This is a genomic window from Vibrio sp. 10N.261.54.E10 (assembly GCF_002877735.2).
GTDB lineage: Bacteria > Pseudomonadota > Gammaproteobacteria > Enterobacterales > Vibrionaceae > Vibrio > Vibrio crassostreae_C.
Genome location: NZ_MCXE02000004.1, coordinates 82,160 through 95,879, shown reverse-complemented (window position 1 = coordinate 95,879; position 13,720 = coordinate 82,160). Strand labels below are relative to the sequence as shown.

Genomic DNA, 13,720 nt, shown 5'->3' with positions numbered 1-13,720 from the left:
GCTCAGCGAAATTATTAAAAGGACGTTTCATGTCTTCGGTAACAGACCTACTCAACACTCTCGATTCTCTCGACATTGAAATTGCGCTTTCTGACGGAAAATTGGAGTGTTTTGGCGCTCCCCATACATTGACAGATGAGTTGAAACAACAAATCAGCCGCTTGGAGCCCCAGATCATTGCGTTTTTTCAAGCTGCTGCGTCACCTGAAAACCCGCACAGCAGCACGCACGAGGCCCTCTGCCACCCTGTTTCCTATTCCCAACAACGGATTTGGTATGTCGAAGCACTGCAACCGGACATCCAGAATTATCATATTCCATTCGGTTTCGAATTTGTCGGTGATTTAGACTTACCCAAGTTAGAGCAGTCACTAAAGTGCGTTATCGAGCGCCACCAGATCTTACGCTCAAAAGTGTTTATGCAGGGCGAGGCGCTGGTTCAAGAGGTCATGTCCGATTTCACGCCCCCTTTCGATGTCATCGATGCTTCCCCTCTGAGTGACGCTTTACCTCAGGCGCGCATCGATGAAGTGATCCACCCTTTTCTCCGTCAACCGTTTGATCTGAACGGCGATGTCCTGTTACGCCTCACCGTCGTTCGAGTCGCATCAAACCGTTATTATCTGATCTTCAAAGCCCACCACATTGCGTTTGATGGCTGGTCAATGGCGATCTTGTTGTCAGAGCTCAACCATTTCTACCGCTCTCAGCTTAGCGGTCACCACGCGACGCTCCCACCCTTAGAGCAACAATACAAGCACATCGCCCATCACCAGCGGCAGCAGATCCACCAAGCACCATGGGAACGCCAGTGCGCGTACTGGCGCGCACAACTCCACGATCTACCGCCACTGCACAGCATTCCGACAGATAACCCTCGACGTCCTGTGCAGGCGTTTTCGGGCGCCAGCGAATTGTTGGTGTTGGATGAAACCCTGACTCAACGTCTAGAGGCCCTCTGTCACAGCCACAGCGTCACCCTGTTTATGCTTCTGGAAACAGCATTGACCACACTCTACTCGGCGATCAGTCAAGACGCCGACGTTGTGATCGGTACGCCTGTCGCGGGCCGCCTCAGCCGAGAGAGCGAAGCGTTAATTGGCTGCTTTAGCAATACCTTGGTGTTGAGAACGCAGGTCAAACCACACGAACGTTTTTGCGAGCTACTGCAACGCAACAAACTCACGCTCCTCGACGCCTTTGAACACCAGGCGGTACCTTTTGATTTATTAGTCGAAGAACTGCAACCTCAACGCTCTTTAAGTCATGCTCCGCTCATACAGTTGTTATTTACCTTCCAAGAGGAAGACCACAAAGCGATCCCACAAACCGGCGTCTTAAACGCCTTACCCGATCACCAAATCGGTGGCCAGAAAACGGTGAAATGCGATTTGGAAGCCTACGCCACTCGCGTAAACGGACAACTGCGCCTGCGTTTCGACTACGACACCGACTTGTTTCTTCCCCAGACGATCCAAGGCTTACTCCAGGCCTACCATCAGTTGCTCCACCGCCTGGTAGCCGACGAGCAGCAAAGCGTCGCACAATTGGTCGATATCGACGCCATTTCTCAGCTCACCTCCGCGATTCGCCCCGTCAAAGTGAATGGCTACCCCATCCAACTCGATCGCATTCAACATGTCCTCGACGCTTGCCCACAGATCGCCCGAGCCAAGGTGAGCCTCACTGATGACGAAAACGGCCAACGCACCCTGCGCGCGAACGTCGAGACGTACGATGACCAGCGACCGGCGATCCAAGCCTATCTCAAAGCCCATCTGCCAGATTATCTGATCCCGCCGCAGCTCCACCCTTGGGCAGGCCAGACTGATGTCCCCCTCTCCGACACGACACCAGCCGTTGACGCTGCACTTCAACAGAGGTTGGTCATGATCTGGGCCGAATTGCTCAAACGCCCGGTTTCAGACCTCAGCCCTGACGACGATTTCTTCGCACTGGGCGGTCACTCTTTGCTCGTCGTTCGTCTGATCGCCAAAATTCGCTCACAGTTCAACTGCGAGTTGGCACTCGACAATGTTTATGACACGCCCACCCTTCAAGAGCTCGCCCAAGTCATCAACGACGTGTCAACGGACAACAAAGCGCGCCTGGCTAGGACAAGCGATTGAGTGTCATTGGCTCAAAGTCTACAGGCCATCGATAACAAATCATTGACGTAAGGCGCCTCAACCGTCGCGCCTTCACTCGTGTTTATCTGGGTGTTTTTCGGACAGGGAAAACATCACCGCATCAAGGATTTATTAAGGATTCATCAATGAAAAGGTTGGATAAGCCCTCTACCTCTGTGTATTTTGTGTTGATACTCTTGGTTCCCGCCATTCTCGTGGCAGCCTTCCTCTATGTCACGTTTCGCTGGGATCTGCCTCAAGCCAACCACACCAGCCAATTGCAGTATGGCCAACAGACCATCACGGTGCACAGAGATGGGTATTCGATCCCTGACATCCAGGCGAACACCGAGCTGGCCGTCTACTTTGGGTTAGGGGCCATGCACGCGCAAGATCGCCTGTGGCAAATGGAGGTCAATCGTCGCCGCGCCGCCGGAACACTGAGCGCCGTGATGGGCAAATCAACCTTGAAATCCGACCAGCTAATGCGAACGCTCGGCCTAAAACAAAACGCCCAACGCATGTGGCAACAACTGCCTAATGATCAAAAGCAACTCCTTGACGCGTATACTCAAGGCATCAATTACGCGACGGCACAACTGACCACCTTGCCGATCGAGTTCACTATTTTTGACCTGACTCCCCAACCCTGGCAACCCATCGATTCCATGTTATTGATGCAATTGATGACCTGGGATCTTGCGTCCAATATGGAGTCTGAAATCACCCGCTCTGCCTTGCTGAAAAACTTTGGATTGGACAAAACCAATGAAGTCATGAAGCCTCTGGTCTTAGACGGCGTGAGCAATTTGACGGCGGCCATGGACAGCAGCCGATTGGGGCCTTACTTCTTTAACCGCGAGGCCACCGGCAGCAATGGCTGGGTTATTTCTGGCCAATACACCGCGTCCGGTCAACCGCTCTTAGCGAACGACCTGCATTTGCCGAATTCGATTCCGTCCATTTGGTATCTGGCGCGAATGAAGGGCGGCAACCTCGAAGTCTCCGGCGCGACCTTCCCCGGTCTCCCGTTTGTCGTGATCGGGCGTAATCCAAACATTGCTTGGGGCATCACCAATATGATGGCCGATACACAAGACATTTATTTTGAGCGCATCAACCCCAATAATCGAAACCAGTATTTCTACGACAGCGCTTGGTACGACATGACCTTGTCAGAAGAAAAAATCGACGTCAAAACCGAGCCGTTAAAGCCCCAAGAAGATCCGATCACCTTACAAGTGAGGCGGACACGCAACGGCGTCATACTCAGCGATTTGGATCCGCGTCTAAAAGGCGTCTCTTTTAGCCTCAAATGGACCGCCGACGTGCAAAACGGCGGCACCTTTGCAAGCTTTAATCGACTCAACTACGCCAAAAACTGGCCCGAGTTCAAACAAGCCCTGCGTGACTATGTTGCCCCAGTTCAAAATTTTCTGTATGCCGATCGTGACGGCAATATCGGCTACCTGGTGCCGGGCATGATCCCCAAGCGTAAGCCCTACGACGGCATGCTACCCAAACAAGGTTGGCGCGCCGAGACACAATGGCCAGACTGGATTGAGTTTGATGCCCTCCCTCAACAATTGAACCCGGAGCAGGGTTACATTATCACGGCCAATAACCAGTTTATCGACCCAGAGTACCCCTATTTCATTACCGGAGACTGGTCCGATGATTTTCGTGCTCAGACCATTGAGACCAAACTCATGCGTGCCCTGCAATCGCCCGATGGCGTAGACATCAACGACATGAAACAATGGCAAAACGATGTCTCTAGCCCAGGCGCCGTCAACAATGTAGCACTGCTACTCAACCAATTAACGCCAGGCCAAGCCTCCCCCGATCTCCTTGCTCGGCTCGCCAATTGGAACGGCGAAATGGCGCGAGAGAGTGTCGCCGCGACCATTTACACCGCCTGGTTGTATCAAATGAACCGACTGATGGTGGCCGATGATTTAACCCGTGCCCCAATCCCAGCGAATGAACGGCAATATTTGAACGTCTTAACTCAGAAACTGGACTTGGCGTTCGTCAGCAACACCTTAAACAACACCACCTCTCAGTGGTGTGACTTTGTCATGATCGAACCCACCCAATCTTGTAACGCGCTCGTCAATAGCGCGTTTGACCACGCCATCAACGCGCTCTCTGCCCGCTATGGTAACGATCCCGACAACTGGCGCTGGGGCGCCGTTCATCAAGCCCAGTACCCGCACTTCCCGTTCAGTAAGCCCGAAAGGTCCGCGACTGGGATCAGCTATTTTAACGGTATGCTGAGCACGTTTTTCCATCGCAGTATCGCTGCAAGCGGCGGTGAACAAACCCTCAATGTCTCCCCGTCCAGCTTCCGTACTGACGCTTGGTTTATGCCCTTTTATGGCACCAGTTACCGTCAAGTGATTGATTTTGGTGACGACACCCAGGATGCCTTTATCAACACCACTGGCCAATCCGGTAACGCCTTCAGTCCGCACTACGACGATATGATCACCAAACATCAGAATGGGGATTACATCCCAATGTTAGAGTCCAAGGCGTTACACCATCAACGCTCAGACGGAGGAAATCTGTGATGCGTTTGCACCGACTTAGCGATCTGTTTTACCAAGTGTCACCCTGGTTATTTTTTGTCTCCCTAATGACTTCGGTGTTCACTGGCTTAGCGTACGCGCTCTTGATCCCCTTCATTATGTACGCCCTCAGTGCCGACTTCGGCGCCGATGTCAGTCTGGAGGTGACCAACTACTCCTACTTTCATTCCCCCACCCAAGAACTGGCGGTGTATTACCTGTTGTTATGCGGCTTCATTATCCTGATCCGCACCATCTCTCAGTCCTTGTCCACCTACATAGGATTCAAGGCCACGTATCAGTACCGGTTGAGCCTGTACCAGCAAATCAAGTCCATGCGCCAAATGGAACTCGACAGGGTAGGGCCTTCCCGCATCATCAACTTACTCAGTCACGACATTAAGGTCATTGCCGATGCCTCGGTCAATCTGCCGCTGATTTGGATCAACGCCATTATTATTGTTGGCGTCATGCTGTTTTTGCTCTACCTCCACCCCGATATCTTCTTCTTCGTCCTGACCGCCCTCGCCATCGCGATTGTCAGCTATCAGATCCCCATGCTGGTCGCTTCCCACTTTATGCGTCGCGAAAGAGAAGCGTATGACACCATTCAGGAAGGCGTTAAAGGCCTCATTTATGGTGCGAAGGAATTGCGGCTAAACAAGCAACGCTGCGACAATTATTATCGTGCCGCACTGGCCGAACCAGAAAAAGTTGCGCTAGCAAACGGTCTCAAAGGTCTGGTCACCATCATTCTCGGCGGCAGTTATGGACAAATGCTGTCGTTTCTGATCATCGGTCTGGTGGTGTTTCATCTCAGTTACACCAATTTGTTAAGTCTTAAAGAACTGTTCAGTATCGTCGCCGCCCTCCTGTATCTGTCTGGCCCGATCCGCACCATTTTGTCCACCACAGGCAGCATCAAGCAAGGTAAAGTGTCCCTCCAGAAAATCGAAGCATTCTATGCCGAACTGGCGACGCCGGAAGAAACGGGCACCGGTCACCTCGACCCCAATTGGCACCAGCTCCAAGTGCGAGACGTGGCTTTTCGTTATCCGGGCAACGACAAATTTGGTATTCGCGATATCAATCTGTGTTTTTCCCGAGGCGAAGTGAGTTTTATTGTCGGCGGGAATGGCTCGGGTAAAACCACGCTTTGTAAGTGTTTATCAACCCACTTTAACCCGGACCAAGGGCAAATCTTATTGGGAAATCAAGTCATAAGCAGTGACAATCTGCCGTCAGTACGTGAGCAGATCTCCGTCATCTATGCCGATTTCTACCTGTTTTCCAACCTCTATTTTCCAATAGAGGCGGATCAAGACGCCACTATCCAACATTACCTGCGCCTGCTCGAACTGGATGAGAAGGTCAGTTTGACCCAGGGCGAATTTTCAACCCTTTCGCTATCGGCAGGCCAACGGCGCCGCGTCGCCTTGCTGGTGACCTTGCTGGAAGACCGCCCCATCATCGTGTTCGACGAATGGGCGGCCGATCAGGATCCCCGTTTTAAAGAGATCTTCTATCGGAAAATACTGCCCATGCTCCGAAAGCAAAACAAAATCATCATCGTGATCTCTCATGATGACCGCTATTTTGACGTGGCCGATAACTTGGTGTTTATGGAAAACGGCACCGTACAGAAGATAGAAAAAGGACCAGCGACCGAGTGCGAGCTGGTCAGACTCCCTGGCTGAGTCAAGCCCCGTTTCAACAAGGGGCTCCAACCCTTTGGCCGCGTGCCGATCAATGCGCGAGACAAGGTTCTGTCTGCCAGATCGGCACGCCGTTTTTGATGATTTTTATACCGCTAAACAGTAAGTGATGACTATGCACCTATACCCAAACAATTTAAACAGCCTCAAACAGCTCGAAGCGGAAAGTATTCATATCCTCCGTGAAGTGGTCGCGGAGTTCGATAACCCGGTAATGATGTACTCCATAGGCAAGGACTCGTCAGTGCTATTGCACTTGGCCCGCAAAGCCTTCTACCCAGGCCGGATCCCCTTCCCATTGCTGCATGTCGACACAGGATGGAAGTTTCGCGACATGATCGCGTTTCGCGAACGGATAGCCAACAAATACCAGCTCGACCTTCGCGTGTACCAGAACCCAGAAGGCGTCGCAATGGGGATCAACCCTTTCCAACACGGCGCGTCAACACACACCGATATCATGAAAACGCAAGCGCTCAAGCAAGCACTCGATCACTACCGCTTTGATGCCGCCTTCGGCGGGGCTCGTCGTGATGAAGAGGCCTCACGTGCAAAAGAACGCATCTATTCCTTCCGAGACAAAAACCACACCTGGGATCCGAAAAATCAACGCCCGGAACTGTGGAACACCTATAACGGCCAAATCAATAGAGGAGAAAGCATTCGAGTCTTCCCACTATCCAACTGGACTGAGTTAGACATCTGGCATTACATCTATTTGGAAAACATTGACATTGTCCCTTTGTATCGTTCTCAAGTCCGGCCCGTCGTCGAACGCGAGGGCATGTTGCTCATGGTCGATGATGACCGCATGACGCTCCATCCAGGCGAGCGTGTCGAACACAAACCGGTCCGCTTTCGCACCTTGGGGTGCTACCCACTCACCGGCGCCATGGAGTCTGACGCCACGACGTTACCCGAGATCATCGCGGAAATGCTGGTTGCGACATCGAGTGAACGTCAGGGACGGGCCATTGACCACGATAAGTCTGGCTCAATGGAATTGAAAAAACGTCAAGGTTACTTCTAAGGAGAACAGAATGAACGGCATCATTGAACAACACATCGCTGATCTAGGTATCGACACCTACTTAGAGCAGCATCAACACAAAACCCTACTTCGGTTTCTGACCTGCGGCTCCGTCGACGATGGCAAAAGTACCTTGATCGGTCGCCTGCTGCACGACTCCCGCCAAATCTATACCGACCAGTTGGCCGCCCTTCAGGCCGATAGCCACAAGCTCGGTACCTTGGGCAATGAACCCGATCTCGCGCTCTTGGTAGACGGTCTTCAAGCGGAGCGAGAGCAAGGCATTACTATTGACGTCGCTTACCGCTATTTCTCCACTCAGACCCGAAAATTCATTATCGCGGATACTCCCGGTCATGAACAATATACCCGCAACATGGCCACTGGCGCCTCTAATTGTGACGTCGCGGTGATCCTAATTGACGCCCGAAAAGGCCTGTTAGACCAGACGCGCCGTCATTCTTATATCGCCAATTTGCTCGGTATTGAGCATGTCATTGTCGCCGTAAACAAAATGGATCTGGTTGACTACGACCAACGCTGCTTTGAGTCTATCCGCGAGGACTACGTGCGCTTTGCCGACAAACTCAACCCCCACAGTCACATCCACTTGATCCCTCTCTCTGCCCGCGCAGGAGACAACGTGGTCGAGGTGAGTGAAAACACCCCCTGGTATCACGGACCGACGCTGCTGTCGTTGTTGGAACACATTGACCTCGAACCCGCACGCCAACACGACGAGTTTTGCTTCCCGATCCAATACGTGAATCGCCCCAACCTCGATTTTCGGGGCTTTTCAGGGACCTTAGCCTCGGGGATCATGAAAGTCGGCGATCAAGTCCGCACCCTGCCATCAGGGAAAACCAGTCAGATCGCGCGCATTGTCACCTTTGAAGGGGATTTGCCTCAGGCCGTTGCAGGCCAAGCCGTCACCGTCACTCTCAGCGATGAAATTGACATCAGCCGCGGTGATGTCATTGTGTCATCGCACCATCCGCTCTCATCTAGCCCTCGCCTCGTGGCAGATATTGTCTGGATGGCTGAGCAACCCCTGGTACCGGGTCGTCAGTACAACGTCAAAATTGCCGGTAAGACCACCCTAGGCTCGATTGAGGCGATCCGTCACCAAGTCAACATCAATACCCTCGAAACCTCACCCACAGACACACTGCCGCTCAATGGGATCGGCCAATGTGAGATGAGCCTGACCGAGTCGATACCGTTTGACCACTATCAACACTGCCCCACGATTGGAGGCTTGATTCTAATTGACCCCTTGACCAATTTCACCGTGGGGGCGGGCATGATCCGTCAAGCCTTAGCCGCCCCCCAGCCAGTAGCAAGCAACGTAAGCACCTTTGAACTTGAACTAAACGCCCTGATCCGCAAACACTTCCCTCATTGGAATGCGAAAGATCTGAGCCAGCAGCTAGGTTAAGTGACATGAACTGGGAACAAAAAATGGTGCTTGCCACCCTATTGGTGCTAGTGGCTTGCCTCATGCTCACACGTATTAAGCCCGCTTTCCTGTTCGCTGGCGCGACCTTTGTCGCCTTCCAAACAGGATTGCTTGACCTAGCCACCCTTTCTGGGAGCTTTACCAATTCCTCATTGTTGACCTTGATCTTGTTACTCCTGACGGCTTGCGCCTTGGAGAAAACTCGCCTGATCAGTTGGGTCGTACAGCAAGTGTCTCAAGGAGAACAAGCGTCCGTCGTCATGAAACTTGGCTTCTCAGCAGCGTTTCTCTCCTCTTTCACCAACAACACAGCGGTCGTAGTGTCACTCATCGGCGCAGTCAAACGTAATCAACGCCACGCGCCATCTCGTTTGCTCCTACCACTTTCCTATGCGGCCATCATGGGTGGTACGCTAACATTGATCGGCTCTTCCACCAACTTGATCATCAACAGTTTCGTCGAAGATGCCGGACTGCCCAGCTTAAGCTTTTTCGCTCCCACTGTGATCGGTCTAGCCGTACTCATCGGGGGTATGATGGTTCTGGTACCACTCAGCCATTGGTTGCCCAACCACGACACGCAGACGCAAAAGGAGTTGCCCTACTTTCTCGAGGCCCGCGTTGAGCCCAACTCTAAGTTAGTCGGCAAAACCGTCGCACAAAATGCCTTAAGAGGCTTGCGCCGGCTCTTCCTGGCTGAGCTGATTCGAGAAGGGCAAACCATTGCGCCGATATGGCCGGACACCGAGCTGAGAGCCGGCGATGTTTTGCTGTTTTGCGGCGATGTCGAGAGCGTGGCGACCCTACAGGAAATTCAAGGGCTGCAACTGTTTGGTCAACATCACCTGAACGGCCAAGCCTTGTTAGAAGTCATCGTCAGTCATTCTGCTCAAATACGGGGCAAGACGCTAAAAGAAGCCCAATTTCGTGAACACTTTGATGCTGTTGTCGTCGCTATTCGGCGCGGTCATGAACGTTTGGCCGGTGGCCTAGGCAATATTGAACTGCACGCGGGCGATACCTTAGTGCTGGTACCAGGTAAAACCTTTCACCATAAGTCGAAGCCATTGGATCGTGAATTTGTGCAGGTCAATGATCTCGACTCCAGCGCCCGATTAGACCGCCGCAAGAGTCTGGCGGTACTCATCGGGTTTGGCGCGGTGATCCTAGCCGCGCTGCTTGAACAACTCCCCTTAATCAAGGGATTAGCTGGTTATCTGTTGAGCTTACTGGCGTGCGGTGTTGTGACGCTGAATGAACTCCGCCACCGCTTCCCCACCGATCTCATCGTGACCGTCGGCTCTGCGTTGTCTCTCGCCCAACTGATGGTTTCAAGTGGTCTCTCCGACATGCTGGGGGGAATGTTTATTGCCTCGTTTGATGGCTGGGGCCTTTACGGTGCCTTGATCGCTATCTATCTGCTGACCATGTTGTTAACCGAACTGATCACCAACAATGCGGCTGCGGCCCTGGCGTTCCCACTGAGCTACAGCCTGGCGTTGGGCTATGAGGCGGATCCCATGCCCTTCATTATGGCCGTCTTGTTTGGGGCCAGTGCCAGTTTTATTTCTCCCTACGGCTATCAAACGAATTTGCTGGTCTATCGCGTCTGTCACTATCAACTGCGCGATTATTTACGGCTAGGCCTGCCCGTGTCACTGGTCTATTCAGCGCTGGTGCTCACCTTAATTCCCCAACTCTTTCCTTTTTAATTGAACGATAACGGAACCCTAATCATGACAGACTCCATCGAAACACCACTCAGCAACAATGTCACTTGGCACAACCATGGTATTGATAAAGTATTTCGCGCGACACAGAAAAAGCAGCGCCCCTGTGTGCTGTGGTTTACTGGTTTGTCCGGAGCCGGCAAATCAACGATCGCCAGTGCCTTAGAAGCCCAGTTAGCCAAGTTGGACGCACACACCTATTGCCTCGATGGTGACAACATACGCCACGGTTTATGTGGGGATCTCGGTTTTTCCCACGACGATCGCTGGGAGAATGTTCGCCGCCTTGGTGAAGTCGCAAAACTGTTGGTCGATGCCGGTCTGATAGTGCTCACTGCATCCATCTCTCCCTATCGCGACGACCGTCAATTCGTTCGTCAACAGTTGGAAGATGGCGAATTTATTGAAATCTTTGTCGATACCCCATTGCACGTGTGCGAAGAGCGGGATCCTAAAGGTTTGTATAAAAAAGCCCGGGCAGGAAACATTCAACAGTTCACCGGCATCGACGCCGAGTATCAGCCCCCTCTGGCACCCGAGATCCACCTCAACGCAGCAGACAACACCATCGAAACGCTGTGCCTTGCGTGTCTACACCATTTAAAACACAACCGGATCTTGCTTTAGCAAAATAAGACACTGACGTTGGGCTACTGACACGCGTCTCGCGCAGCGCAATAATGGTCAGTGCCTCGCCACTTTCGAACCGATAATGAGGGTTTGGATCAATCCCATCAAGAAGTAGAGCAGGAAGGTAAATGGTTGTTGGCAAGTCGAATTGACCCCCGTGATACATCATGGGAATTCACAGCGAACCGCATCAGAATAATGGATAACTTGTAGTAGGGTAAACGCATATTCACAGCATATGAATAAGTAAAAGGTCTAGCGCGTAAAGGGGCACAGGCTTTTCAACATTCTCGAAAAGCCTGTATCAATGCCTCTAGCAGTCAGTTTGCTCTGAAAGCCTCAAAGCGTCTTCCAATTCAACGCCAAGGTAACGAATCGTATTATCTAGCTTCGAGTGCCCAAGTAAAATCTGTACCGCCCTGATGTTTTTGGTTCTAGCATAGATCAAAGTAGCTTTGGTACGACGCATTGAATGAGTCCCATAATAATCTGTATTCAACCCCAATTTTATAGCCCAACACCTGATAATCGAACGATAAAATGAGTAACTGATAGGTTGACCTTTGCGACGACAGCTTGGAAACAAAAAACTGCTTGATTCTAGGGATGCAGAGTAAATCCATCGACTGATGCTTTGCTGTGTTCGAGGAGTGATTTCATAGTGTACATCAGTGCCCGTTTTTTGCTGGATGCATTGAACCCTTTCGTAAATCACTCCTTGTGATGAAACATCGTATACGTGCAGTTTTAGTAAATCACTCGCTCTCAACTTACTATCAATGGCTAGGTTTAGCAGAGCAAGCCGCATCAAGTCGTTCTCAAGCTCAAGCCTAGTCCTGATTCGCCAGATTTCTTCAAGCTTAAATGGTCTTTTTATACCGCTACATTTTCCTGAAGATAACTTTCTCATGTTGACCTCCTCTTAGGTGCTAATGGTCAACATAAAGTTTGGCTATCAACTAGAACTGTTCCAGCCGCGAAAACAGTCTGTCAGGGTGTACTGAAACAGCCGTGGACATATGTTTGTTCGGTTATTTATCGAATGCTCAGTTTTCAGATCAACGTTTATATGGGGTAACGCCGCAATATGCACAGAAAGGGGCGGAAACGTGCTAGGTGTCTGAGGTCAAACTAGTAGGACAATTGGACAATTCCGTGTTATATGTATTGTTAAATTAGCATTTAACGGATTACTTTAGGTACAGCAAAACCCCTAATAGTGGTCAAATTCACTTAGCCACTACAGAACAAAAAATATATTGATACAGTGCATTTACTAGGGGAGCAGTCAACAACCTCTGCTCTAACGATGAAGAGGTGGACACTTCACTGCAAAGTTTTCGCATACTCGCGCATAACTCTGGCATTGTCCGCGTACTCTTCATTACCACATGGTTCACCGTTGTTGCTGATCAGAGGGCTTGAATAAGCAGGGACAACCTTTTCAGAATAACTCATGACTGTCCCGTAGTTAGAACAATGAAAAGCTCCAGAATAAGGTTTTACTTTACTTCTATTTGCAGCAAAGACCTGTTCCATGATCCAAAAGTCTCCACTTTCAGAGTTAGGCCGTTCATGCATTGCCCACCCTAAATGTCCTAGCTCATGTTCTAGCACGGTAATCGGGAAGTCCTCCGCAAGCAGTACAAAGCTGTCGTTCAAGTTAACCATTGTCATCCCATTAATCTCCTCTTCGATGACCAATGGATGATTATCACTTAAAACCAAAACGTACTGCTCTTTTGGAGCGTCTAAAAACGAGTTTACCTTCGAAGAACTGATTGCTTGTTTTAGGTCTGAATGCACAGAGGAGATAGACATACTGTCATGAGATATTGATACAGAATGGCTATCCTTGAACACACGAGTTATAGGGATGCATGAGTTAGACAGTATCGTATTAGACATCTTTACCGCTTCTTGCAATCTGCCTTTTAACTCTTCCTTGTTACCAATCTGATTATCAATATAAAAGGTGACATTGGAATTAACGCTTCTTTCTTCTTCGCACTCCGGGAAAGTAAAATTTGGTTTCGTATTTCTTTGGCTGTGCATAATTATAATTACGATCACAATAGAAGCGAGAGTTAAATTTCTTTTAGTCTTTTTCATGAATCCCTCGGTCGCTATTGAGCGTTAAGTCATTAAATGTTTTAAAAAGAATAAACCCGATACTAACAATAGGAAATAATTACCACCACTAATTATTTAAATTAATTATCGGTCACTACGGTGATATAGGCGACCTTAATGATTAAATTATGTAATTAGCTTTTTTTGCTTCTTGCATGGCCAATGCAATTTTATTAGCCCCTGATTCAGCTATGTCTTTTAATTCCTTAGTGGTCTTTAATATTAGCTCGGACTTATCCATTATGTTCCCTCTATCTTTGAATTTTCGAAAGAAGCGTTAAATAAAGTAAAACGATCTAAGGAGAATAAACTAAAAATATC

Annotated in this window: 9 protein-coding genes; 7 read left to right on the top strand and 2 right to left on the bottom strand. The window is 50.3% G+C overall.

The genetic code is table 11. The features are described from left to right. Window positions 1–29: 29 nt before the first annotated feature. From BCU07_RS22820 to cysC, 7 genes are all read left to right on the top strand, one after another. Entirely contained in the window at window positions 30–2,129 is a 2,100-nt protein-coding gene (locus tag BCU07_RS22820) for a condensation domain-containing protein (RefSeq protein WP_102428387.1), read from the top strand. 146 nt (window positions 2,130–2,275) lie between these two features. Further along, window positions 2,276–4,705, top strand: coding sequence for a penicillin acylase family protein (locus BCU07_RS22815; protein WP_102428388.1), 2,430 nt, complete (start codon window positions 2,276–2,278; stop codon window positions 4,703–4,705). Then, a complete protein-coding gene (locus BCU07_RS22810; protein ID WP_102428389.1) occupies window positions 4,705–6,399 on the top strand; it encodes a cyclic peptide export ABC transporter in 1,695 nt (564 codons plus the stop codon). Before BCU07_RS22815 ends, BCU07_RS22810 begins: the two co-directional genes overlap by 1 nt. 133 nt (window positions 6,400–6,532) lie before the next feature. Then, the gene (gene cysD / locus BCU07_RS22805; protein ID WP_102428390.1) at window positions 6,533–7,447 is read left to right on the top strand and encodes a sulfate adenylyltransferase subunit CysD; all 915 of its coding nucleotides are present in this window, start codon (window positions 6,533–6,535) and stop codon (window positions 7,445–7,447) included. Between the two features lie 10 nt (window positions 7,448–7,457). Next, on the top strand, window positions 7,458–8,885 hold the full coding sequence (cysN, locus tag BCU07_RS22800; RefSeq protein ID WP_102428391.1) for a sulfate adenylyltransferase subunit CysN: 1,428 nt from the start codon (window positions 7,458–7,460) through the stop codon (window positions 8,883–8,885). 5 nt (window positions 8,886–8,890) lie between these two features. Beyond that, on the top strand, window positions 8,891–10,618 hold the full coding sequence (locus BCU07_RS22795; RefSeq protein WP_102428392.1) for an SLC13 family permease: 1,728 nt from the start codon (window positions 8,891–8,893) through the stop codon (window positions 10,616–10,618). Between the two features lie 24 nt (window positions 10,619–10,642). After that, complete coding sequence (cysC, locus tag BCU07_RS22790) at window positions 10,643–11,263, top strand: adenylyl-sulfate kinase (protein ID WP_102428393.1); 621 nt, start codon at window positions 10,643–10,645, stop codon at window positions 11,261–11,263. A gap of 316 nt (window positions 11,264–11,579) precedes the next feature. Here the strand turns inward: cysC and BCU07_RS22785 are convergent, their stop codons facing one another. Continuing rightward, window positions 11,580–12,176, bottom strand: coding sequence for a tyrosine-type recombinase/integrase (locus BCU07_RS22785; protein ID WP_102428394.1), 597 nt, complete (start codon window positions 12,174–12,176; stop codon window positions 11,580–11,582). 416 nt (window positions 12,177–12,592) lie between these two features. Continuing rightward, a complete protein-coding gene (locus BCU07_RS22780; RefSeq protein ID WP_017101220.1) occupies window positions 12,593–13,378 on the bottom strand; it encodes a hypothetical protein in 786 nt (261 codons plus the stop codon). Between the last annotated feature and the right edge of the window lie 342 nt (window positions 13,379–13,720).